Consider the following 23,927-nt stretch of genomic DNA (forward strand, 5'->3'; position numbering starts at 1 on the left):
GGCGCCCCGAGACCGTGCGACCAAGCAATCCCCGCCCACATGGGCGAAAATGGCGGCCTCGCGTCCACCCGTGCCCGCCATGACCCAGCCCAGCAGCCCCATCTCCCTCACCCGCTTCCTGATCGAGGAAGAGCGCGCCGGCCACGTCAGCGCCGACCTGCGCCTGCTGATCGAAGTCGTCGCCCGCGCCTGCAAGACCATCTCGATCGCCGTGGGCAAGGGCGCACTGGGCGGCGTGCTGGGAGATGCCGGCACCGGCAACATCCAGGGCGAGGCGCAGAAGAAACTCGACGTGATCGCCAACGACGTGCTGCTCGAGGCCAACGCCTGGGGCGGCCACCTCGCCGGCCTCGCCTCCGAGGAGATGGACCACAGCATGCCCATCCCCGACGTCTACCCGCGCGGCAACTTCCTGCTGCTGTTCGATCCGCTGGACGGCTCGTCCAACATCGACGTCAACGTCTCGGTCGGCACCATCTTCTCGGTGCTGCGTTGCCCCGAGGGCGTGACCACGCCGGACGACGAGCACTTCCTGCAGCCGGGCACCGCGCAGGTCGCCGCCGGCTACTGCGTGTACGGCCCGCAGACCACGCTGGTGCTGACCGTCGGCCACGGCACCCACGCTTTCACCCTCGACCGCGAGGTCGGCAGCTTCGTGCTCACCACCCGCGGCATGCGCATCCCGGAAGAAACCAAGGAGTTTGCGGTCAACGTCTCCAACCAGCGCTTCTGGGAACCGCCGATGCAGCGCTACGTCGGTGACATGCTGACGGGCAAGGAAGGCCCGCGCGGCAAGGACTTCAACATGCGCTGGATCGCCTCGATGGTGGCCGACGTGCACCGCATCATGACCCGGGGCGGCATCTTCAGCTATCCGCTGGACAGCAAGTGCGCGCCCAAGGGCGGCAAGCTGCGGCTGATGTACGAAACCAACCCGATGAGCTTCCTGGTCGAGCAGGCCGGCGGCGCGGCCAGCACCGGCCGCCAGCGCATGATGGAGGTGCAGCCCACCGGCCTGCACCAGCGCGTGCCGGTGTTCCTCGGTTCCAAGGCCGAGGTCGAGGCCGCGGTGCGCTACCACGCCGAGCACGACGCGGCCTCCTGAGGCCGGCCGGTAGACGGATGATGGGTGTGCGCCTCGTGCACCCGCGGCGCTTCATCCGATCCCATGCGTGGGTGCAGCGGGTTCACGCCTGCGCCCCGACGTGCGACCCTCGGCGCTGACCCTGCCCCGCCGCCGCTCGATTGCCATGACGCCGTCCTCCACCGCCGACTTCATCGAAGTCTTCCCCGACGTCCTCAGCCGCGAGCAGTGCGCGGCGTTGCTGGCGCGCTTCAATGCCAGCGGCGAGACCGGCCCCGGCCGCGTCGGCGGCGGCGTGTTGCCGGAGTTGAAGGACAGCCTCGACCTGACCCTGTCCGGCAAGCCGGCTTGGCGCGACGTCGAAGGCCAGCTCAACCAGGCGGTGTTCAAGGCGCTGCTGTCCTTCCTGCGCCGTTACCCGTACACCCTGATCGCGCCGCTGATGCTGGAAGTGCCCGGCGAGGCCGGCAAACGCCACCGTCTCACCGCCGAGCGGCTGGTGGCGATGGACGACGCCACCCTGACCCCGATTGTGCAGACCGTGCTGCGTCCCGGCTCGATCAACCTGCAGCGCTACACCGGCGGCCGCGGCGGCTACCCGTACTGGCACTGCGAGCTGTACCCGCGCGACCCGCGCGCCGACACTCTGCACCGCCACCTGCTGTGGACGCTGTACCTCAACGACGAGTTCGAGGAAGGCGAAACCGAGTTCCTCTACCAGCAGCGCAAGATCGCGCCGCGCACCGGCTCGCTGCTGATCGCGCCCGCGGGGTTCACGCACACCCACCGCGGCAACCGCCCCTTGGGGGGCGACAAGTACATCGCCACCAGCTGGATCCTGTTCCAGCGCGCCGAGCAGTTGTTCGGCGGGCAGTGACCCTCAGCCGCCCGTGCGCGGGTGGTTGAGCACCAGCCAGTACAGCCCCACCTGCTTCACCGCCCAGACGAACTGCTCGAAGTCCACCGGCTTCTGGATGTAGCTGTTCACCCCCAGCGCGTAGCTGGTCTCCACGTCGAACGGCTCGGCGCTGGTGGTCAGCACCACCACCGGCAGGGTCTTGGTGGCCTCGTTGTCGCGGATCGCCTGCAGCACCTCGCGGCCGTTGACCTTGGGCAGGTTGAGGTCCAGCAGCACGATCGAGGGCAGCTCGGCGGGGTTGCGGCCGGCGTGCGCGCCACGGGCGAACAGGTAATCCAACGCCTCGGCGCCGTCGGTGACCACCGTCAGCGAATTGGCGATCTTCGCCTCGCGGAACGCAATGCGGGTCAGCTCGACGTCGTCGGGGTTGTCTTCGACCAGCAGGATTTCCTTATGCATCATGCGTCTGCCCCCTAAGCCCACGCGCCCGGCGCGGGGCTCATGTATCGCCGGCCGGCGGCACCGGCCATTCAAACGTAAACACGGTGCCCGTGTCGGGGGCGTGTTCGCCACGGATGTGCCCACCATGACGGGCGGCAATCGTTTGGGCGATGGCCAGGCCAAGGCCGTGGCCCGCCCCCTGATCCGGCGCGTGCAGGCGCTGGAACGGCTGGAACAGTTTGTGCGCATAGCGCATGTCGAAGCCGACCCCGTTGTCACGCACCACCAGCCGCTGGCCTGCTGGACCGACGCTGCCCGTCACTTCGATGCGCGCCTCGGGAACCTCGGCGGTGAATGCCCACGCGTTGTGCAGCAGGCGCTGCAGCAGTTGGCGCAGCCAGCGTTCGTCACCCCGGACCACCAGGCCCGGCTGCACCGCCACGGCCACCTGGCGCTGCGGATGGGCATCGGCCAACTCCGCCAAGGCCCATTCCGCCAGCAGGCTGACGTCTACGGGCGCGCTTTGTGGCTCGGCGCGCTGCGCCGCCGACAAATCCGACAGCGCCGCCAGCAGCGTGCCCATGCGACCCGCGGCGGCGCGAATCCGCGTCAGGTAATCGCGGGACGTCTCATCCAGCGCCTCACCCGCACGGCGCTCCAGCAAGCCGGCAAAGTTGTCGATCGCCCGCAATGGCGCGCGCAGGTCGTGGGCGAGGGCGTCGGCGAAGGCCCGCTCGCCCACGGCGGCGGAAACAGGGGCGACAGGCGCGCTCCCTTGGGAGGGCCGGGGCTCCTCGTCGGGAAGTCCGGATGGGCTGGCGAAACTGGACATGGGCACAGGACGTGGTGTGGGTCGAGTGTACCCGGACTCGATGTGAGCGGAGGGTGGACGCCCCCTGCCCCCCGCATCACGCACAATGAATGGATGGACTTCGACCAGATCCTTTTCCTCCTGATCCTCGCCGGCTCGCTCTACCTGTTCGTCAGCGAGCGGCTGCGCGTGGACGTCACCGCCATGCTCACCCTGCTCGCCCTGGTGGTGACGGGCGTGCTGGACGGAAAAGCCGCCCTGTCGGGCTTCGCCAGCGAGCCAGCGATCATCGTGGCGGCGGTGTTCGTGATCTCCGGTGGGCTGGCCGCCACCGGCCTGACCGAGAAGATCGGCCAGTGGGTGGAGCGCGCGGCCGGCGCCAGCGAGTCCCGCGCCATCGCGGTCACCATGCCGGTGGTGGCGGCGCTGTCGTCGTTCACCCACCACGTGATGGTCACGGCGATGATGCTGCCGATCCTGACCCGTCTGGCGCGGGCCAAGGGCCTGTCGCCGTCGCGGTTGCTGATGCCGATGTCCTTCGCGGCCTCGCTGGGCACCACCCTGACCCTGGTCAGCGCGCCTGCGTTCCTGCTGGCCGACCACCTGATCGAGCGCTCGGGCGCCGAAGGGCTCGGCATCTTCTCCATCACCCCGATAGGCTTGGCGCTGGTGGTGGTGGGGCTGGTCTACATGCTGCTGGCACGCTGGCTGCTGCCCAAGCGCGCCGGCGAGGCCGGCGACGACGGCTACCTGCGCCTGGACCGCTACCGCACCGAGCTGCTGGTCGTGGAGGGCTCGCGCTGGAGCACGCGGCCGCTGGCCGAGCTGGAGAAGGCGCTGGGCGACAAGTTCCGCCTGGTCGGCTGGCTGCGCGACGGCCTGCCGCGCGATGACCTCACCGCAAGCAGCCCGCTGATCAGCGGCGACGTCCTGCTGGTGGAGGCCTCCGCCGATGCGTTGGCCTCACTGCACGACGACCCGGGCCTGGACCTCAACGCCCTCGCCCGCTTCGGCAACCGGGCCACCGGCGAGGGCCAGCGCCAGCTGGTGCAGGCCGTGGTCGCCCCGGGCTCGGAGTTCATCGGGCGCACCATCCGCGAGCTGAACTTCGCCCGCCGCTTCCACACCGTGATCGCCGGCCTGTGGCGGCGCAGCGGCGAGCTCGATTCGCGGCTGGCGGACGCGCGCCTGCGCGAGGGCGACCTGCTGGTGCTGTGGGGCCGGCCCTCGCGCTTCACCGAGCTGGCCGCGCACCACGGCTTCCTGATGCTGGTGCCGTTCGCGGGCGAGGCCAAGCGCCGGGTGCGCGCGCCGCTGGCGCTGGCGGTGCTCGCCGCAACGGTATTCGCGGCGGCCACCGAACTGCTGCCGGCACCGCTGGCGTTCCTGCTGGGCGCGGTGGCGATGGTCGCCACCCGCTGCGTGGACGTCGAACAGGCCTACCGCGAGATTGACGTGCGCATCTTCGTGATGATCGCCGGCGTGATCCCGCTGGGCATCGCCATGGAGCAGACCGGCACGGCGCAGTTGCTGGCCGATGGGCTGCTGCACGTGGTCGCCGGCTGGCCGGCCTTGGCCGTGCTGCTGGTGGTATTCACGGTGGCCGCCCTGCTCACCCAGATCCTGTCGGACGCGGCGACCACGGTGCTGCTGGGGCCGATCGCGGTGTCGCTGGCCGAGTCGCTGGGGCTGCCGGTCACGCCGTTCGTGGTGTGCACGGCGCTCGGCGCGGTGGTGGCGTTCCTGACCCCGATCGGTCACCACGGCAACCTGCTGATCCTGGGGCCGGGGCAGTATCGCTTCCACGACTTCCTGCGCATCGGCATGCCGCTGACGGTACTGATCGCGCTGGTCAGTGCGTGGATGGCGCAGTGGTTGTGGTTGGGTGGGGCGTTGTTGCCGTTCTGACGGCTGCGTTTTGGGCGGTTGGTGAGCGGGGCGGCGCTACAGCGCTCCGTCGGCGCAGTCCTGCGCCGAGTCGCGCCGCGGGCCATCCATGGCCCGCTTTTCCGCGCCACCCCGCTCACCAACCGCTTCGGCGATTCATTGCTGTTGCTTCTTCAGAACAGCTCGCCCTGTGGTGAGACGGGTCGCGGCGGCACGAAGCTGGTGGTGTCCAACGCCGGGAGCCGGGTGAAGCCCAAGCGCCGATGCGCGACTTCGAAGCGTTTGGCGATCAGGTCCGCCACCGGCCCTTGCCCGCGCATGCGCGTGCCGAACGCACTGTCGTAGTCCTTGCCGCCGCGCATCTGCTGGACCAGGCTCATCACGTGCGCGGCGCGGTCCGGGTAATGCAGGTCCAGCCATTCCCGCCACACCTGCTTCAACTCGTGCGGCAGGCGCAGCATCACGTAGCCCGCCGCCTTCGCCCCGGCCTCGCGCGTGGCCTCCAGGATGTGTTCGAGCTCGTGGTCACTGATCGCCGGCACCACCGGCGCCACCAGCACGCCGACCGGTACGCCGGCATCGTGCAGCGCGCGAATGATCCGCAGGCGCGTGTGCGGCGCGGCCGCGCGAGGTTCCATGCGCGCCGACAGGCGGTTGTCGAGCGAGGTCACCGACACGTACACGGTGACCAACCGCTGCCGGGCCATCGCGGCCAGCAGGTCCAGGTCGCGTTCGATCAGACCGCCTTTGGTGACGAAGCTCACCGGGTGGCGGCACTCGGCCAGCAGCTCCAGCAGGCCGCGGGTAATGCGATATCGCCGCTCAATGGGTTGGTACGCGTCGGTGTTGATGCCCAGCGCGATCGGCACGCAGCGGTAGCCCGGCTTGGCCAGTTCGGCCTGCAGCCGCTCCGCCGCATTGGTCTTGGCGAACAGCCGGGTCTCGAAGTCCAGGCCCGGCGACAGGTCGAGGTAGGCATGCGACGGCCGCGCGAAGCAGTACACGCAGCCGTGCTCGCACCCGCGGTAGGGGTTCACCGACTGGCTGAAGCCCACGTCCGGCGAGTCGTTGCGGCTGATCACGGTGCGCGCCTGCTCCTCGTGCACCTGCGTGCGCAAGGGAGTGGCTTCGGCTTGGTCGGCGTACACCGAGCCCCAGCCGTCGTCGGTGCCGGTGGTCACCGCCTTCTGGTAACGGCCCACGACATGCGAGGCGGCGCCACGGCCCTTTATTGGTGCCTGGGGTTTGCGCGCATCGTCCATGCCGCTAGCCTACGCCGATGGGGTCGCAGCGACTGCGACGACCGTGCCTGTCCCCAACCGAGCCACCGATGCCGCAACCCCTGCTCGAGCTGTGGTCGACGATCCTGGGCCTGCCCAACCTCGGGGTGTACCTGTGGGTCGGCTGGGCGTGCTACCTGGTGGGCCTAGGCGGGTGGATCATCCTGCAGAAGCGCGAACCGGCCGCCACCCTGAGCTGGCTCATCAGCCTGGCCGCGCTGCCCTACGTCGGCTTCGTCATCTATTACTTCCTGGGCCCGCAGCGCATCCAGCGCCAGCGCCTGCGGCGCGTGCGGGCCCGTGCGGCCCTGCCCCCGCTGCCGCCGGACCTGCACCCCAGCCGCGATGCGATCGAACTGGCCCGCATCGCCCAGTCCACTACCGGCCTGCCTCCCACCACCGCGACCGCGGCCGAGTTGCTGATCGACGGCGCGGCCAAGTTCGACGCGGTGCTGGGCGCCATTGCGCAGGCGCGCGAGCACATCCACCTCGAGTACTACATCTACCTGCCTGACCACATCGGCACCGCGTTGCGCGATGCGCTGATCGAGCGCGCCCGGGCCGGCGTCCGCGTGCGCCTGCTGCTGGACGCGGTCGGTTCGGGCAAGACCAAGGCGCGCTTCCTGCAACCACTGGTCGAGGCCGGCGGCGAAGTCGCCTGGTTCCACCCCATGCGCCTGCGCTGGTTCTGGCGCAGGCCGTGGCTCAACCTGCGCACGCACCGCAAGATCATCGTCATCGATGACCGCATCGCTTTCACCGGCGGCATCAACATCACCGACGAAGAGGACGAGCGTCGCCGCGACGACGCCTACCGCGACCTGCACCTGCGCCTGGAAGGCAACGTAGTGCACCACCTGCAGCTGGTGTTCGCCGAGGACTGGGCGTATGCCACCGGCCGTGCGCCGCGCATGCCCGAGCACCCGCCGTCCACGCGCGGCAACACCATTTCCCAGGTGCTGGTGTCGGGCCCGGATTCGGCGTGGGAGCCGATCCATCGCCTGCACGTCAGCGCCATCCATGAGGCGCGCCAGCGGGTCTGGCTGGTGACGCCCTACTTCGTGCCCGGCGAAGCGGCCCGGATGGCGCTCTCGTCCGCCGCACTGGGCGGGCTCGACGTGCGCCTGCTGGTGCCGCGGCTCAGCGACAGCCGGCTGGTGACCTACGCCGCGCGCTCCTACTTCGACGAACTGCTCGACGCGGGCGTGCGCATCTATGAGTACGGCCCGCGCATGCTGCACACCAAGGCACTGCTGTGCGATGACGACCTGGCCATCATCGGCAGCGCCAATTTCGACCACCGCAGCTTCCGCCTCAACTTCGAACTGTCGGTGCTGTTCCGCGACGCCGGGCTGGTCGACGGGTTGGCGACGCTAATCCGCGGCGAGTGCGCGCGCGCCGCCGCCGTGCGGCGCGATCGGCCGCGCGGGCTGTGGACGGTGCGCCTGCCAGAGGCCATGGCGCGGCTGGTGTCGCCGTTGCTGTGAGCGTTGGACCACGGCGCCAGGCCGGTGGCGACCAACGGCCATTCCGTGACCGCAGTCGGGCTGCCAAGCCACGGGGCGGCGGGTACACTCCGGCGACATGTTGAAGGAAGTCGGACGATGATTGCCTGGGTTTACCTGCTGCTCGCGATCGGCGCATTGGCCGTCGCCTTCAAGACCGCCTCGGTTGGCCTGATGGCGCTGTGCCTGCTGGCCGCCCTCGGGTTGATCCTGGCCTGGGTGATGGCGTTGCTCGCGCAGCGCATCGACAGCCGCAGCCGCTCCGAGCACGCGATGATCGACCCCGAAGAGCTGCGCCGCATGCGCGAGCAGGCCGAAGCACGCAAGGCCGCCGCCACCGGCGAAGCACCGCGCTGAACAGCCCCGGCGCGCAGGCGTACACTGCGCGGATGACCGTCCTCAGCGTCAACGTCAACAAGATCGCCGTGCTGCGCAATTCGCGCGGGGGCGACGAGCCCAACGTCGTCCGCGCGGCCCGCGCCTGCCTGGATGCCGGCGCGCACGGCATCACCGTGCACCCGCGTCCCGACGCCCGCCATGTCCGGGCCGACGACGTGGTCGCACTGGCCGAGCTCACCCGCGAATACGGCGTCGAGTTCAACCTCGAGGGCAACCCCTTCGCTCCGCCGCGCCCCGGCTACCCGGGTTTCCTCGCCTTGTGCGAGCAGGTGCGGCCGGCGCAGGCCACGTTGGTGCCCGACAGCGACGCCCAGCTCACCTCCGACCATGGCTTCGACTTCAGCCGCGACGTGGACGCCCTGAAGCCGCTGGTGGCGGCGCTCAAGGGCTACGGCTGCCGGGTCAGCCTGTTCGCTGACGCGCATGGGGATCCGGGGCTGGATACTGCGGCGGGCGCCATCGAGCGCGCCACCGAAACCGGCGCCGATCGCATCGAGCTGTACACCGGCCCCTATGCTGAGGCCCATGCCGCCGGCCAGGCCGACGCGATGCTGCAGCGCTTTGCCGGCATCGCCCGACGCGCACAGGCCGTCGGGCTGGGGGTGAATGCCGGCCACGACCTGAGCCAGGCCAATCTCGGCGCGTTCCTGCGTGCGGTGCCGGGGGTCCTGGAGGTGTCGATCGGCCACGCGCTGATCGGCGAAGCCCTGTACGCCGGGTTGGACGCCACGGTGCGCGGCTACCTGGCCATCCTGCAAGGCACCGCGCCCGAGGCGTAGGGCATCGTGTTTGCGCCGTGGGACCGACCGCGGCGAACCGGATGGACACGGTGCGGCCGATGCCGACGCGATCCACCCGGGCCGCGGGCTTACGTCACTCCGCGAGGGTCACGTTCGCGAGTTGCTGGCGGCTGGCCTCGGCCAAGGCCGACGCCATCGCCTGGTAGTCCGCATCTGCATTGGCGGCAATTTCCAGCAGCGGTTGCGGCTGGCGCGAGGCTTCCTTCGCCAATGCGGCGGGCAGCGCGGCCGCGCCCAGGATCTGGCCCCGCAACACGTATTCCCCGCTGGCCGTAACCTCCAGCCGCAGGCGCTCAGGCGGCGAGCGCGGTGGCACCGGTCCGGTCTGCGGCAGACGCGTGTCCAGGGTTTGGGTGAGTACCGGACTCGCGATCATGAAGATCACCAACAGCACCAACATCACATCGACCAGCGGCGTGATGTTCATCTCGGCCATTTCGGGCGGGGCGCGACCGGTGGAGAACAGGGAGACGGCCATGGTGCACCTCCTTGCTGCCGGACGGAGCGTCCGCCTTGACGGTACGCCCGGGGTCAGGCGGCCCGCAAGCCCGCCCAAAAAAAACGCCGCCCGAAGGCGGCGTTTTCACGACGGTAAGTGTCTTGCTGTCAATCGTTCTGCACGAAGCCGATCTTTTCCATCTCGGCGTTCTTGGCGTGGGCGAGCACCTTGGCCAACACGCCGTAATCGGCGTCGCTGCTGGTCTCGATTTCGAGCAGCGGCTGGTTGGTCGGGTCACGCTCCACTTCCTGACGCATCAGGTTCGGCAGGGCCGAAACCGGTTGCGTCTGGTCGTTCCAGTACACCTGGCCGCTGGCGTCGATCCGCAGCCGGATCGGCGGCGGCGGTTCCTTGAGCTGCGGCGGCGGGTTCAGCGACTTCTGCGGCAGGTTCACTTCGATCGGGTACGACGCGATCGGGGCGGTCACCATGAAGATGATCAGCAGCACGAGCATCACGTCCACGAGGGGCGTGACGTTCATGTCCGACATTGGACCGCCACCGGAGTTGGATGCGAAAGCCATGGTCAGGTCTCCTTAGCGTTCTTTGATCGCAACGAAGCCGACCTTGCGCATGCCTTGGGCCTGCGCAATCTTCACGACATCCTGGACGATCCGGTACTTGGTGGTCTTGTCGCCGCGAACGTTGATCTGCGGCTGCGGGGTCTTCTGGGCCTCGACCGAGAGACGGCTCTCGAGCTGTTCCTTGGTGATCGGCTCGTCGTTCCAGAACAGCGAGCCGTTCTCCCTGACCGCCAAAGTGATCGGCGGTACTTCCGGCGCCTTCTCGTCCTTCTTCGCCCCGATTTGGACTTCGGGAAGCTCGACCTTGATCTTATGCGACATCAGGGGCGCGGTGATCATGAAGATGATCAGCAGCACCAGCATCACGTCCACGAGGGGCGTAACGTTGATTTCGGCCATCGGGCCGCCGCCGCCGTTGCCTGTACTGAAAGCCATGTCGAAACTCCAACTACTGCGCTAAAGGAGAGAAGGCGCTTGTTGCGGGTATCAGCGCTTGCCGCCGATCTCGCCCACGCGTGCACCCGTGGCAAAGAAATCGTGCAGGTCGTGCGCGAAGGTGTCGAACTTGTTGTTCGTCACGCGGTTCAGGCGGGTGAAGAAGTTGTACGCCAGCACCGCCGGGATCGCGACGAACAGGCCGATCGCGGTCATGATCAGCGCTTCACCGACCGGGCCGGCAACGGCGTCGATCGAGGCCTGGCCGGTCGCACCGATCTTGATCAGGGCGTGGTAGATGCCCCACACGGTGCCGAGCAGGCCGACGAACGGCGCGGTCGAACCGGTGGTGGCCAGCACGGTCAGGCCGTCTTCCAGGCGACCGCTCTCGCGGGTCACGGCCTGGCGCAGGGCGCGGTCCACGAACTCCGAACGGTTCAGCGACTCGACCAGGCGCGAACCTTCATGGCGCTGGTGGTGGGCAGCGGCCTGGGCGGCGTCGAGGGCGATCTTCGAGAACGGCTCGGCCTTCGGCTGCTCTTCCATGTAACGGATGGCGTCCTGCGCGTTCGGGGTTTCCCAGAACGTGCTGATCACGCGGTCCGCGGTGGAGCGCACGCGCATGTTCTTGATGAAGTTGATCACGATCCAGTAGACCGACATCACCGACATCAGCGCGAGCGTGATGAAGACGATCCAGCCGACCGTATCGAAGTTCTGGAGCAGATGGGCGAAGCTCATCTGCTGGAGGGCTTCGGCGTTGTTGCCCCCGGCAGCAGCAGCGGTGGTGGTTTCCTGCAGCATGACGCTTACCTTTCGATGTCGTGGAAAGAGGTTTGGGTGTTACTGGTGATTACTGCGTGTTGCGCCCGGGCGGGTCCGATCACTCGCCCAGGTTGAACTCGTACGGCACGCGGACGCGGCTCGGCACGCCCACGCCGCCCTTCTTGGCCGGATTGAACTTCGAGCGGCGGGCCGCATCCATCGCGGCACGGTCGAGGTTGCGGTTGCGGCTCGACTTCTCGATGGACACATCGGTGACGTTGCCGTTGCCGTCGATCGTCACGATCACCACGACCGTGCCACCCACGCCCGCGCGCAACTCAGCCGGCGGGTACTTGGGCTGGTTCATGCGACGCGACGTCGGGTCGATCGCGCCCTCGACGTCGATCGAGGTCTGCGGCGCCGGGGGTGCCGGCGGGGCCGGCGGCGGGGCCTGGACGTCAACCGGCGACGGGTCGTCGACGACCACCGGCGGCTCTTCCGGCGGCGGCGGAAGCGGCGAGGGCTTCGGCGGCGTCAGATCCTTCGGCGGGGTGATCGGCTTGATCTCCTGCGGCGGCGGCGGCGGCGGCGGCGGGGGCGGCGGCGGCGGCTTGATCAGGTTGACGAACGTGACCTCCTCTTCTGCCTTGTCTTGGGCAGGAGGAGCCATCGGTGCCAGCATGAAGAGCAGCGCGGCGGCGTGTACCGCGATCGCCATGGTGATACCGGCGATGCGCGGCCAGTTCAGGCCTTCGTCGCTATCGTCGGTGGTGTGGTGATGTGCGAGGTCTTGCGTCATGCGCCGTCAACTCGGGAGGGGTGACCGGACGCACAGGCGCCGCGGGGCTTGGAACGATTTCCGAGACAATTTCTCGCCGCGGGAACCTACTAGGATATACCAAACCGGGGGATCCAATCCAAGCCCGGTCTGGCAGAAACGTGACGTCAGTTACTTGGACGGCAGCGCCAGGATTTTCTTGATATCGGCCGCATTCTTCACTCCCTTAGCCTGCGCCTGGCGGGCCGCCTCCTTGGCTTCCGGAATGCGGTCTTCCTGCCACAGCAGGCGGGCCAGGTTGAGGTAGGCCTCGCCGTTGGTGGAGAGCGGGGCGGCCTTGCGGTAGGCCTCGATCGCCGGACCCGGCTGGTCGGTGAAGTAGTAGGACTGGGCCAGCGCGAGATAGGTCTGGTAGTCGCCCTTGAGGACGCCCTTCTGCAGGCCTTCGTTGATCACGGCGATGGCCTGCTTTTCCTTGCCATCGGTGTTGAGGTAGGCCGCGTACAGCTGGCGGTACTCACGCTCGTCGGTCAGCTGGCCGGCCGCGCGGAGCTTCTCCAGCACGCCAATGGCCTTGTCCATCTGGTCGGCGTTCTGGTACGCCGCGGCCAGGTTGAGCTGGGCGCGCTTGTCCGAGGGGCTGCGGGCGGCAACCTTCTCGGCGATGGCGATGGCTTCCGGGTAACGCTCGCTTTCGAAGTAGGTGGCCATCAGCAGCTGCAGCCAGTCGTTCTTCGGCTCCGGCGTGGCGTCCACGGCCTGCTTGATGACGGTGGCCGCCTCCGGGTAGCGCTCCATGCGGTACAGCGCGTTGCCCTTGATCACCAGGTGCTCAGGCTTCTGGCTCTTGCTTTCGGCCAGGAAGCGATCCATTACCGCCAGCGACTCGGCGTACTTCTCGTCCTGCAGCAGCAACTGCGCCTGCATCAGCATCGCGCCGAAGTGGCCGTTGTTGTCCAGGCCGTTGAACTCCTGCACCTGCTTGAGGTACGCCAGGGCCGCGGCGTTATCGTCGGCCTCGTAGGCGATCTGGGCGCCCATCTGCGCCGCGAACGACTTGTCGTAGGCGTTGCTCTTCTCGTCTGCGATGATTTCGGCGGCGATTGCACGTGCCTCGTCACCCTTGTCGTCTTCGTAAAGCTTCAGCAGCTTCTGCAGCTTCGTCGATGCCTTGGCGCTGGCCTTGGCTTCCGGCTCCTGGCGGGTCGCCTGCGGGTAGGTCGGTTCGGCCTTCTTGGCGGCGCCCTTGCTGCTGCGCTCGGCATCGCGCTGCGCACGGCGTTCGCTGGCGGACTGCGCGCTGGCCTGCGACACCGCACCCAGTGCCAGGACGGCACCGACGGCAATCGCGACCAGGGATCGGTTGAAGGACACGGAAGACTTCATGGGCTACCTCGATCACTGCTACAGGCACCACCGTGCCGACTATCGGCAAGGCGAGAGGGACGCAAAACTATCACTAATGACAGGGCATTCGGTAGCGGCGGATCCGAAGTCTGAACAGCCTGTTCATCCACACTTGGGCGTATGGCCGCTCGCGCGAGCCTGCTGGTAGACGGGGGCCAGCGACGCCGCACGACTGCGCAGTTCACTGATTCGGCTTTCGGGGTTGGGGTGGGTGGACATCCATTCCGGCGCCCGGGACGCGTTGGCGGCAATCATGTTCTGCCACAGCGTGACGGCCTGATCGGGGTTGAAGCCGGCCTGCGCCATCAGGCGTTGGCCGACGACATCGGCTTCGGTTTCCTGCGTGCGGTTGTTGGGCAGCAGGATCAAGGTCTGCGCGCCGATGCCGGCGATCTGGCCGGTGGTCTGCGCGGCGCCGGTGCCGTAACGCGACCCGATCAGGGCCCCGAGCAGGTTGACGCCCGCCTGCGCGCCGGCCTGACGGGTCAGGCGCTCGTCATGGTGGCGCGAGATGACGTGGCCGACCTCGTGCGCGATCACCGCCGCCAGCTGGTCCTGGGTCTTGGCCACGGTGAAGATGCCGGTGTTGACGCCGATCTTGCCGCCGGGCAAGGCGAAGGCGTTGGCCGAGTTGTCGGCGAACAGCGCCACTTCCCAGTTGGCCTGCCACTCCGAGGGCAGCTGACGGGTAACGGCGTTGGCCACGCAGCGCACGTAGGCGGTCTGGGTGGCGTTGGTGCTCTGCGGGGTCTTTGCTTTGGCCTGCTCGAAGGCCTGCACGCCCATCTGGTTGAGCTGCTCCTGCGACACCGCGCCCACGCGCTGGGTGCGGCCGGTCGGGGAGGTGGCGGTGGCGCAGGCGGCGACGGTGGCGGTGACGGCAAGGGCGAGCAGGACGCGCTTCATGGGAGGGACCTTTGGGGGGTTCATGTTGGTGAACTATGTAGTCCCGAGGCCATGAATGCGCTGTCAATTGCGGCACGCGCCCATGGGTGATCGTTCAGCCAAAGGCACGCGTGTGGCCGAGTCAACGCACGGATCGTGGCCCGGCGGCCATGGGCGGAATGCGGCGCGGGCCGGCGCTAGGCGGACCCGTTGCGGGCCACCGGTCGCGCCGAGCAAAGGCCGCCCCCGGGGAGGGGCGTTCCCGACCACCGCCGAAGACGCGCGCACGGTCTAGCGGCTGCGCGCCCGACCTGGGGCCTCACACGTCGAGGTTGGACACCTTCAGTGCGTTGTCTTCGATGAACTCACGGCGCGGCTCGACCACGTCGCCCATCAGGGTGCTGAAGATCTGGTCGGCGGCGACCGCGTCCTCGATACGCACCTGCAGCAGGCGGCGGGTTTCCGGGTTCACCGTGGTGTCCCACAGCTGTTCGGGGTTCATTTCGCCCAGGCCCTTGAAGCGCTGGATCTGGCGGCCCTTCTTGGCCTCTTCCAGCAACCACGCCTGCGCTTCGGCGAAGCTGGCGATGGGCTGCGAGCGGTTGCCGCGCACGATCTGCGCGCCTTCACGGATCAGGCCGTGCAGCTGTGAGGCGGCCTCGCGCAGCGGACGCAGTTCGCCGCCTTCGAAGGCCGACATCGGCAGCACCTGGATCAGCTCCTCGCCCATGTGCATGCGGTGCACGAGCAGGGCAGCGGGGCGCTGCTCGTTGGCCGGTTGCAGTTCCAGGCGGTAGCGCGGGCGGCCGAGGCCGCTACGGTTGAGGCGGGCCTCCAGCGCGTCGAGCTCGGCACGCTCGTCGACGCTGGCGTACAGGCGCTCCGGGTCGAGCGCGGTGTGGTCGACCAGCACTTCCAGCACGTGGCTGTCGTAGCGGTAGGCGTTGCGGGCGATGGTGTCGCGTGCGGCGGCGTAGGTGACCAGCAGCTTCTCCAGCGCGGCGCCTTCCACCGGCGGCTCGCCGGCGGCGGGGATCAGGCTGGCACCGTCGACCGCATTGTTGGCCAGGTAGGCGTCCAGCGCCGCGTCGTCCTTCAGGTACAGCTCGTTCTTGCCCTGCTTGATCTTGTACAGCGGCGGCAGGCCGATGTAGACGTGGCCACGCTCGATCAGCTCCGGCATCTGCCGGTAGAAGAACGTCAGCAACAGGGTGCGGATGTGGCTGCCGTCGACGTCGGCGTCGGTCATCAGGATGATGCGGTGGTAGCGCAGCTTGTCCGGGTTGTACTCGTCCTTGCCGATACCGGTGCCGAGCGCGGTGATCAACGTGCCGACCTCGGCGCTGCCGAGCATGCGGTCGAAGCGCGCACGCTCGACGTTGAGGATCTTGCCCTTGAGCGGGAGGATCGCCTGGGTCTTGCGGTTGCGGCCCTGCTTGGCCGAGCCACCGGCCGAGTCACCCTCGACGATGAACAGTTCGGACAGCGCCGGGTCCTTCTCCTGGCAGTCGGCCAGCTTGCCGGGCAGGCCGGCGATGTCGAGCGCGCCCTTGCGGCGGGTCAGGTCGCGGGCCTTGCGCGCGGCCTCGCGGGCGCGGGCGGCGTCGACCACCTTTTCGCAGATGGCACGGGCTTCCTGGGGATGTTCCTGCAGGAACTCCTCCAAACGTGCGCCGAACGTGCTTTCAACGACCGGCTTCACGTCGGAACTGACCAGCTTTTCCTTGGTCTGCGACGAGAACGACGGGTCCGGCACCTTGACCGACAGCACCGCGATCATGCCTTCGCGCATGTCGTCGCCGGACAGGTTGATCTTGGCCTGCTTCGCAATCCCGCTCTGCTCGATGTAGTTGCTAAGCGTGCGGGTCAGCGCGGCGCGGAAGCCGGCAAGGTGGGTGCCGCCGTCCTTCTGCGGGATGTTGTTGGTGAAGCAGAACATCGTTTCCTGGTAGGCGTCGGTCCACTGGATGGCAACGTCCACGGTGATGCCGTTCATTTCACCCGACACCGAGATCACGTTCGGGTGCAGCGGGTTCTTCAGCTGGGCCAGGTGCTCGACGAAGGAGCGGATGCCACCGGCGTACTGGAAGGTGTCGCGCTTGCCCTCGCCACGTTCGTCGATCAGGGTGATCTTGACGCCCGAGTTGAGGAACGACAGCTCGCGCAGGCGGCGGGCGAGGATGTCGTAGTGGAACTCGATGTCGGTGAAGATCTCCTTCGCCGGCAGGAAGCGCAGGGTGGTGCCGCGCCTGGTCGAGGCTTCGAGCTGCTTGAGCGGGTAAACCGGCTCGCCGAGCGCGTATTCCTGCTGGTGGTGGTGGCCGTCGCGCCAGATGTCCAGCCACAGGCTGGAGGACAGCGCGTTGACCACCGACACGCCCACGCCGTGCAGGCCGCCGGAAACCTTGTAGCTGTTGTCGTCGAACTTGCCGCCGGCGTGCAGCACGGTGAGGATCACCTCGGCCGCGGAAACGCCTTCTTCCTTGTGGATGTCGACCGGAATGCCGCGGCCGTTGTCCGAGACCGAGCAGGAGCCGTCCTCGTGCAGGATCACGGTGACCTCGTCGGCGTGGCCGGCGAGGGCCTCGTCGATGGAGTTGTCCACGACCTCGAAGACCATGTGGTGCAGGCCGGTGCCGTCGTGCACGTCGCCGATGTACATGCCCGGACGCTTGCGCACGGCTTCCAAACCACGCAGGACGGTGATCTTGCTGGAGTCGTAGGTCTGGGAGGCAGCGGTCGGGGCGTCGGCCTGGGCCGGGTCTTGCGCGGGGTCGTGCTGGGTCTGGGTCATGCGGGAAAAGGCTCCGGTGACGCGGGGTCCGGGGGTGGCCCGGACGCGTCGGGACACATCAGTGGGATGTGGTCCGAGTATAGCAGGCGGGAGCTTGGAGCCGGGCTGGCCGCTTTGTTTCACGTGGAACATGCGGGGCCGGAGGTGGCTGAGGTGGGTGCGGCGTTCATGGGGGTGAGCGCGTCCGCGAAAGGCGCGGGGTTGTCAGGCGCGTCCGGGAGACCCCTACGGCGCGGGGGCCACAGGGGCATTGCCCCTTGGGGGCCGTCGTGGGCGACGGGCGGCACCGGACGGCGCGCGAGATTGGCGCGGTTTGCCTTCGGAATCGTCGGTCAGAGGCACCAGAGCGAGCGACGAGGCTTGGATACAGGTGCGAGGAAGGCGGTGCCAGCCAGCCAGCCGAGCGGTGCTGGTGCTGGTGCTGGTGCTGGTGCTGGTGCTGGTGCTGGTGCTGGTGCTGGTGCTGGTGCTGGTGCTGGTGCTGGTGCTGGTGCTGGTGCTGGTGCCGGTGCTGGTGCTGGTGCTGGTGATCGGTTGCGGGGTGCGGGGTGCGGGGTGCGGGGTGCGGGATGCGGGATGCGAACTAGGTTCCGCCCGTACGTACGACCTGCCCATGTTCCACGTGGAACCTGACCACCGCTTCGGCCGGCGCCTGCAACACGGCAGGCGTCTCGGTGCCGGTGATGAACGCTTGGGCTCCAGTGGAGGCCACCCAGGCCAGCACGCGGGACTGGTGGTGGCGATCCAGCTCCGACGCTAGGTCGTCAAGGCCAATGACCGGCCAATCGTTGCGGACAGCCGCGTGATGTTCCGCTTGGGCGAGGAGGGTAGCCAGCGCGGCCAGCTTGGCCTGGCCCCGCGACAAGGCCTCCCGACCCGGCACCAGACCGAATTCGATCCGCCAGTCGGCGCGGTGCGGCCCGACGGAGGTGTAGCCCGCCACGCGGTCGCGTTCGCGGCAGAACAGCAGGGCGTCCACGAGCGCAAACTCATCCCGGCGCCAGCCCGGCTGGTAACTCAGCTGCACGCCACCCAGCCCCGGGGCCAATTCCGACGCGAGTTGGGCAACCGCCGGCTCGATCGCCTCAAGGTAACGCTGGCGGTATTGCCCCAATGGCTCACCGGCTTGGGCCAGCTCACGGTCCCAGGCATCCAGTTGGTCATTGCCGGCGCGGGCCTTCAGGAGGGCATTGCGCTGCCGCAGGGCGCGCGCATAGCGGCGCCACAGCGGCAGGAACTCGTGTTCCACGTGGAACAAGCCCCAATCGAGGTAGCGACGCCGGTTCTCGGCGGCCCCGGTGATCAACGCATGGCTGCCCGGCTCGAAACTCACAACGGCCAACGCCGCGCACAGGTCGCCGAGCTGGGACACCGATTGCCCGTCCAGCCGGCCTTCCCAGTCACGGCCGGAATGCCGCAAGCCCGCCCGCCGGGTGCGAAACCCAGCGGCGGCGGTCAACGGATCCCCTTCCGAAGAGAGGGTTGCCCCGGAGGTCGCGCGTTCCCGCCACTCGACGAACACCTCGGTGGCGTCCGCCCCTTGGCGGACCAGGCCATCGCGTACCCGGGCCCGGAAGCTGCGGCCGTAGGCCATCAGGTGCAAGGCCTCCAGCACGCTGGTCTTGCCGGCGCCGTTGTCCCCGGTGATCAGGTTCAGCCCGGGTCCCGGCAACAGTTGCACCTCGTCGAAGCGACGCAGGCGGTGGATGTCGAGGCGCGTGACGTGCATGGCAGGCTAGGGAAACAGAAAGAAGGACGCCCGGGCAAGCCGGGCGTCCAGAGGAAGCAGGGCCAGGGCGGTTCCGACTGTTCCACGTGGAACACCCGAAACCGGCCGGCGGGTCAGAGCCGCAGCGGCATCACCACGTGGCGGCAACGCTCGTTCGAAGCCTCACGCACCAGCGCCGACGAGTTGGCGTCGCGCAGGGCCAGCACCACGTGCTCGTCGCGCAGCGAGGTCAACGCGTCCAGCAAGTAGTTGACGTTGAAGCCCACGGCCAAGTCATCGACGCGGGTGTCGGCCTCGACTTCTTCCTGGGCCTCTTCCTGTTCCGGATTGTGCGCGCTGATCTTCAGCTGGCCCGGCGACACTTCGATGCGCACGCCGCGGTACTTCTCGTTGGACAGGATCGCGGCGCGCTGCAGGGACGCACGCAGCACCTCGCGGTCGATGCGCACTTCCTTGTCGGCGCCGATCGGGATCACGGCCTCGTAGTCGGGGAAGCGGCCGTCGATCAGCTTGCTGGTGAAGGTGACATCGTCACGCTTGACCCGGATGTGGCCGCGGCCCATCTCGATCTCGATCTCGCGGTCGCCGCCTTCCAGCAGGCGCTGCAACTCGCTGACACCCTTGCGCGGGACGATGATCTGGCGCTTGGTCTGCGCGCCGCCTTCCAGCTGGGCCTCGCACAGCGCCAGGCGGTGGCCGTCGGTGGCCACGCAGCGCAGCGAGCTTTCGCGCAGGTCGAACAACAGGCCGTTGAGGTAATAGCGCACGTCCTGCTGTGCCATGGCGAACGCTGTGCGCTCGATCAGCTCTTTCAACGAGGCTTCGGGCACGCGCACGCGCTCGGTGGTCTCGATCTCCTCGATCGAGGGGAAGTCGTTGGCAGGCAGGCTCGACAGGGTGAAGCGCGAGCGGCCGGCCTGCACGGTGATCTTCTCCGCGCTCTGGCTGATGGTGACCTTGCTGCCATCGGGGAGGGCGCGAACGATCTCGAACAGCTTGCGCGCCGGAATCGTGGTCTCGCCGTCTTGGGCGTCATCGACGGCGATGCGCGAGACCATTTCGACTTCCAGGTCGGTGCCGGTCAACGACAACTGGCCGTCCTTGACCTGGACCAGCAGGTTGGCGAGCACCGGGAGCGTCTGGCGGCGCTCGACGACGTTGACGACCTGAGCCAACGGCTTGAGAAACACTTCGCGTTGCAGGCTGAAACGCATGTGGACCCGCTCCCCTTTCCAAGATCAAGTTGTTGAATAAATCAAAAGCTTAGTGGCGGTGGAGTCGCGAAAAACGCGGGAAAACCACATCAAGCCTTTGATTTACATATGAATTTCGGCAACCCAAACGGCTGTATAACGGACCCGGTTGCGTGCGCACAAGCTGTGGACAAATTTCAGGGTCTGGCCGGGAGGCTCAGTTATCCACAATTTGTCCGCGGCGCAGCCACAGGTTTCCCAGAACCGATGCACTGCCGCCATTTTCCACAATCTGAAGCACTTTGCTTGCTTTCCGACCACTAGGGCTGGGCGCACCCGGTTTTCGCGCCACAACGCGCGCCAGGAGCCGCGGTGAGGGCCCGACACCCCGGGAGGCTGTCCACCGCTCCAGAAGCGCCCTGGCGCGCTCCTGACGCGCCTGGGGCGTGTGCGCATGAAGGAGGGCGTCGTGTGGCCTCGGGCGTCGCCTGACGCGCCTGCGGTGGCGGAGGAGGGGGCACCTGACCCGGTCGCGGGGCCGCACTGGCCCCAAACGCAAACGACCCGCTGGCCGGAAGCCTGGCGGGTCGTTCGTCGGGACCGGCATTGGTGCGGGCGCACCGCACGCCGTGACTTACTCGCTGAGCTTGCGGATCAGCTTGTCCCAGTCCTCGCGCAGCTTGCCGTCGGTTTCCATCAGCGTGCGGATCTGCCGGCAGGCGTGCAGCACGGTGGTGTGGTCGCGCCCGGCGAAGGCGTCGCCGATCTCGGGCAGGCTGTGCTCGGTCAGTTCCTTGGTCAGCGCCATGGCCATCTGCCGCGGGCGCGCCAGCGAGCGCGTGCGGCGCTTGCTGAGCAGGTCCTTGATCTGCAGCCCGTAGTAGTCGGCCACCACCTTCTGGATGTTGGGGATGCCGACCGACTGCTGCTGCGCACGCAGCAGGTCGCGCAGGGTTTCCTGGGCAAACTCCACGCTGATCGCGCGGCCGGTGAAGTTGGCGCGCGCGGCGAGGGTGTTGAGCGCACCCTCGAGGTCGCGTACGTTGCTGCGCATCTTCTTGGCCAGCAGGAACGCGACATCCTCGGGGATGGCGAGGCCGCGCTCGCGCGCCTTGCTCAGCACGATCTGCGCGCGCGTCTCGAAGTCCGGCGGCTCGATCGCCACGCTCAGGCCCCAGGCCAGGCGCGACTTCAGTCGCGGCTCCAGCCCTTCGACCTCGCGCGGGTAGCGGTCGCAGGTCAGGATGATCTGCTGCTTGCCGTCGAACAGCGCGTTGAAGGTGTGGAAGAACTCCTCCTGCGTGCGGTCCTTGCCGGCGAAGAACTGGATGTCATCCACCAGCAGCGCGTCCACCTGCTGGAACTGGCGCTTGAACTGATCCATGGTCTTGTCCTGCAGCGCTTTCATCATGGCGCTGAAGAACTGCTCGCTGCGCAGGTACATCACCCGGAAGCCCGGGTTGTTGGCGCGCATGGCGTTGCCGGCGGCGAACATCAGGTGCGTCTTGCCCAGCCCGGTGCCGCCGTACAGCAGCAGCGGGTTGTGGGCGCGGTCGCCGGGCTTGATCGAGGCGTGGAACGCGGCGGCGCGGCCCATCTGGTTGCTGCGGCCCTCGACGAAGTTGTCGAAGGTGTAGTGGTTGTCCAGATGGCCCTGGAAGGGCTCGGCAGCCGGGGCCGGCGCGGCGGACCGGGCGGCGGCCAGCGCCGCGGTGGGCGAGGGCGCGGCGGGGGCGCGGGGCAGCGAGCCGACTTCCAGCGCGACCTGGTCGCTGCCGGCAAAGTACGACAGCAGCTCGCGGATGCGCGGCAGGTAGCGGTCGCGCACGTGCTCGACCACGAAGGCATTGGGGGCGTACAGCACGGTGAGGTCGTCGCGGCGGGTGGCCTGCAGCGGCTTCAACCAGGTGTGGACGTCTTCGACCGGGTATTCGGCTTCAAGGCGTTCAAGGCAGCGGGGCCAAGCGTCCATAGATCGGGCAGGGTCAATCCGGAAAGGCAAAAGAGGGTCGGCGCGAGGCTCGCGGCTTCGCGCGGAACGACCGGTCGGGGGTGGGTCAGACTACCACCCCCACCCCGCCGGTGCACCCGCGACGGGCCGGTGGCCGCTTCGCGCTAGACTGACCCGGCACGTTGGGGGAACACGGATGCGGCGCAGGGGATGGGCGTGGTGGCTGGTGCTGGGCGCGTGGTTATGCGCCTTCCCGGTTGCCGCGCAGGCACTGAAGGCGGAACTGTTGTTGAACGGGGGCGAGTCCGCATCGCCGCCGTTGTCGGCGTCCGTGCTGGCGGCCGCGCGGACCGATGCACACACTCCCGAAGCGGTCCTGAACGCACCCTATGACCCGGGCACCCATTGGCTGCGATTGACCGCCGACCGGACGATCCGGCCCGGTGAAGGCCGGGTGCTGGTCCTGGAGGGGGCCCACGCCCTTGGCCCGGTGATCTATTACCCGCCGGCCGGCGCGGTGCGGGTGGTGCACGAATCCGGCCGCGGCGGGTCCGGGCTGTTGCGCCGGGGCTGGGTGCTGGCGCTGCCCAACGGTTGGCCGTCGGGCGCGGTTGCGTACCTGCGGGTCGGCGGGGCCTCGACCGAGGCGCTGCGCCTGCGGTTCTCCGACGTGTCCACGCTGGCCCGCGAGCAACGGGCCCAGACGCGCTTCTTCACCGCCGCGTTCACCGGGTTGGCGCTGATGGCGCTGGTGATGCTGGTGATCGGGCTGAACTTCCGCGAACGGCTGTACGTCAGCTATGGCGCCTACCTGGTGTGCCTGGCGCTGTACATGATGCTGCTGTCCGGGGATGCGGCCGAGATGCGGGGCCTGGCGTGGCTGAGCCGCAGCGGTTTCATCGGCCAGTGGGGGCTGGCCACGCTGGCGGTGATCGCCCAGCTGGAATTCACCCGGTTGTTCCTGGACCTGCCGCAGCGCCTGCGTCCCGGGGCCCAACTGGTGCGCGTGCTGCAATGGCTGCACATCGCGCTGCTGGCGACGTTGCTGGTGGGCGGCCGCCATGTCCTGGGCTGGTACTACCTGGTCGGCAACGGGCTGCTGGTGTTCTGCGTGCCCCTGGTGCTGGTGCTGGCCGTGTGGGCGTGGCGCAAGGGCGCGACCTACGCCGGCTATTACCTGCTGGGCTGGGCGCCGCTGCTGGCGATGGTGCTGCTGGTCGCCGGCCACCTGCTGGGCGTGGTCAACGCGCCCTGGGCGGAGCAATGGCTGCCGGCGATGGCGGTGCTGGAGTCGGGCGTGCTGGTGCTGGCGTTGAGCCAGCACGCCGCCAACCGCCACCGCCTGACCGTGCTGGCACGCGAGGCGGTCGAGCGCGACCCGCTGACCGGGGCGATGAACGCCAAGGCCTTCCACCAGCTGCTCGACGGTTGGCAGCACCTGGGCGGGCTGGCCAAGAAACGCTACGGCCTGCTGCTGATCGACCACGACGACCTGCGGCAGCTCAACCACCGGTACGGTCGCGCCGTGGGCGACGCGGTGCTGCAGCAGGTGCTGGCCCGGATCCGCAGCGTGCTGCGGCCCGACGATGTGGTGGCCCGGCTGGAGGCCGACAGCTTCGCCGTGGTGACCGAATGCGAGCGCAAGGACTGCGAGCAGTTGGCCTACCGGCTGTCGGACGTGGTCGGCAAGCGCCCGCTACGCATTGACGGCCAGGCGATCACCGCCACCATCAGCATCGGCGTGGTGATGTCCCAGCCGGGTGATTCGGTGGCGACGCTCCTGGCGCGGGCGGAGCGGGCCCTGGTGAGCGCGCGCATCGCCGGGCACGGCGCGGTGGGCCACGAGCCCGCGCGGGCGACGGCCCCGGCCATGGAGTAGGATGCCCGTCCCCCACGCCGCA

General features: G+C 68.4%; 21 protein-coding genes. 7 read left to right on the top strand and 14 right to left on the bottom strand.

Annotation, left to right across the window (positions count from 1 at the left end; translation table 11 throughout):
- Nucleotides 1-79 precede the first annotated feature (79 nt).
- Nucleotides 80-1,105 (top strand): class 1 fructose-bisphosphatase, encoded by a 1,026-nt coding sequence (locus tag ACYVBS_RS04060; RefSeq protein WP_460821955.1) that lies wholly within the window; start codon nt 80-82, stop codon nt 1,103-1,105.
- Between the two features lie 145 nt (nt 1,106-1,250).
- A complete protein-coding gene (locus ACYVBS_RS04065; RefSeq protein ID WP_460822177.1) occupies nt 1,251-1,961 on the top strand; it encodes a 2OG-Fe(II) oxygenase in 711 nt (236 codons plus the stop codon).
- A gap of 3 nt (nt 1,962-1,964) precedes the next feature.
- Here ACYVBS_RS04065 and ACYVBS_RS04070 read toward each other — a convergent pair whose 3' ends face one another.
- Both ACYVBS_RS04070 and ACYVBS_RS04075 read right to left on the bottom strand, forming a co-directional pair.
- The gene (locus ACYVBS_RS04070) at nt 1,965-2,405 is read right to left on the bottom strand and encodes a response regulator (protein WP_460821956.1); all 441 of its coding nucleotides are present in this window, start codon (nt 2,403-2,405) and stop codon (nt 1,965-1,967) included.
- A gap of 37 nt (nt 2,406-2,442) precedes the next feature.
- Nucleotides 2,443-3,216, bottom strand: coding sequence for a sensor histidine kinase (locus ACYVBS_RS04075; RefSeq protein WP_460821957.1), 774 nt, complete (start codon nt 3,214-3,216; stop codon nt 2,443-2,445).
- A 93-nt stretch (nt 3,217-3,309) separates the two neighbouring features.
- On the opposite strand from ACYVBS_RS04075, the gene ACYVBS_RS04080 reads away from it, so the two are divergent.
- A complete protein-coding gene (locus ACYVBS_RS04080; RefSeq protein ID WP_460821958.1) occupies nt 3,310-5,103 on the top strand; it encodes an SLC13 family permease in 1,794 nt (597 codons plus the stop codon).
- 152 nt (nt 5,104-5,255) lie between these two features.
- Here ACYVBS_RS04080 and ACYVBS_RS04085 read toward each other — a convergent pair whose 3' ends face one another.
- On the bottom strand, nt 5,256-6,344 hold the full coding sequence (locus tag ACYVBS_RS04085) for a PA0069 family radical SAM protein (RefSeq protein ID WP_460821960.1): 1,089 nt from the start codon (nt 6,342-6,344) through the stop codon (nt 5,256-5,258).
- Between the two features lie 68 nt (nt 6,345-6,412).
- Here ACYVBS_RS04085 and cls point away from each other — a divergent pair, with 68 nt between their 5' ends.
- From cls to ACYVBS_RS04100, 3 genes are all read left to right on the top strand, one after another.
- Nucleotides 6,413-7,849 (top strand): cardiolipin synthase, encoded by a 1,437-nt coding sequence (gene cls, locus ACYVBS_RS04090; RefSeq protein ID WP_460821961.1) that lies wholly within the window; start codon nt 6,413-6,415, stop codon nt 7,847-7,849.
- Between the two features lie 120 nt (nt 7,850-7,969).
- Nucleotides 7,970-8,224, top strand: a complete 255-nt coding sequence (locus ACYVBS_RS04095) for a hypothetical protein (RefSeq protein WP_460822178.1) — start codon at nt 7,970-7,972, stop codon at nt 8,222-8,224.
- A gap of 32 nt (nt 8,225-8,256) precedes the next feature.
- Complete coding sequence (locus ACYVBS_RS04100; protein WP_460821963.1) at nt 8,257-9,045, top strand: pyridoxine 5'-phosphate synthase; 789 nt, start codon at nt 8,257-8,259, stop codon at nt 9,043-9,045.
- A 94-nt stretch (nt 9,046-9,139) separates the two neighbouring features.
- Here ACYVBS_RS04100 and ACYVBS_RS04105 read toward each other — a convergent pair whose 3' ends face one another.
- The 11 genes from ACYVBS_RS04105 to dnaA all read right to left on the bottom strand — a co-directional run bounded on the left by ACYVBS_RS04105 (nt 9,140) and on the right by dnaA (nt 22,047).
- Nucleotides 9,140-9,544 (bottom strand): ExbD/TolR family protein, encoded by a 405-nt coding sequence (locus ACYVBS_RS04105; RefSeq protein WP_460821964.1) that lies wholly within the window; start codon nt 9,542-9,544, stop codon nt 9,140-9,142.
- A 128-nt stretch (nt 9,545-9,672) separates the two neighbouring features.
- The gene (locus ACYVBS_RS04110; RefSeq protein WP_460821966.1) at nt 9,673-10,089 is read right to left on the bottom strand and encodes an ExbD/TolR family protein; all 417 of its coding nucleotides are present in this window, start codon (nt 10,087-10,089) and stop codon (nt 9,673-9,675) included.
- Nucleotides 10,090-10,101: 12 nt separating this feature from the next.
- Nucleotides 10,102-10,524, bottom strand: a complete 423-nt coding sequence (locus ACYVBS_RS04115; RefSeq protein WP_460821967.1) for an ExbD/TolR family protein — start codon at nt 10,522-10,524, stop codon at nt 10,102-10,104.
- A gap of 51 nt (nt 10,525-10,575) precedes the next feature.
- The gene (locus ACYVBS_RS04120) at nt 10,576-11,328 is read right to left on the bottom strand and encodes a MotA/TolQ/ExbB proton channel family protein (protein WP_460821968.1); all 753 of its coding nucleotides are present in this window, start codon (nt 11,326-11,328) and stop codon (nt 10,576-10,578) included.
- Between the two features lie 79 nt (nt 11,329-11,407).
- Entirely contained in the window at nt 11,408-12,088 is a 681-nt protein-coding gene (locus ACYVBS_RS04125) for an energy transducer TonB family protein (RefSeq protein ID WP_460821970.1), read from the bottom strand.
- Between the two features lie 150 nt (nt 12,089-12,238).
- The gene (locus tag ACYVBS_RS04130) at nt 12,239-13,453 is read right to left on the bottom strand and encodes a tetratricopeptide repeat protein (RefSeq protein ID WP_460821972.1); all 1,215 of its coding nucleotides are present in this window, start codon (nt 13,451-13,453) and stop codon (nt 12,239-12,241) included.
- A 123-nt stretch (nt 13,454-13,576) separates the two neighbouring features.
- A complete protein-coding gene (locus ACYVBS_RS04135; RefSeq protein WP_460821974.1) occupies nt 13,577-14,380 on the bottom strand; it encodes a M48 family metallopeptidase in 804 nt (267 codons plus the stop codon).
- Between the two features lie 298 nt (nt 14,381-14,678).
- Nucleotides 14,679-17,153, bottom strand: coding sequence for a DNA topoisomerase (ATP-hydrolyzing) subunit B (gyrB, locus tag ACYVBS_RS04140; RefSeq protein ID WP_460821975.1), 2,475 nt, complete (start codon nt 17,151-17,153; stop codon nt 14,679-14,681).
- A 583-nt stretch (nt 17,154-17,736) separates the two neighbouring features.
- Nucleotides 17,737-18,882: a DNA replication/repair protein RecF gene (recF, locus tag ACYVBS_RS04145; RefSeq protein WP_460821977.1), complete on the bottom strand. Its 1,146-nt coding sequence runs from the start codon at nt 18,880-18,882 to the stop codon at nt 17,737-17,739.
- Nucleotides 18,883-18,995: 113 nt separating this feature from the next.
- Nucleotides 18,996-20,096, bottom strand: a complete 1,101-nt coding sequence (dnaN, locus tag ACYVBS_RS04150; RefSeq protein ID WP_460821978.1) for a DNA polymerase III subunit beta — start codon at nt 20,094-20,096, stop codon at nt 18,996-18,998.
- Between the two features lie 613 nt (nt 20,097-20,709).
- On the bottom strand, nt 20,710-22,047 hold the full coding sequence (gene dnaA, locus ACYVBS_RS04155; protein WP_460821980.1) for a chromosomal replication initiator protein DnaA: 1,338 nt from the start codon (nt 22,045-22,047) through the stop codon (nt 20,710-20,712).
- Between the two features lie 175 nt (nt 22,048-22,222).
- Between dnaA and ACYVBS_RS04160 the strand changes: the two genes are divergently transcribed.
- Nucleotides 22,223-23,905, top strand: a complete 1,683-nt coding sequence (locus tag ACYVBS_RS04160; protein ID WP_460821982.1) for a sensor domain-containing diguanylate cyclase — start codon at nt 22,223-22,225, stop codon at nt 23,903-23,905.
- Nucleotides 23,906-23,927 lie beyond the last annotated feature (22 nt).

It is taken from the genome of Lysobacter olei (genome assembly GCF_054777355.1).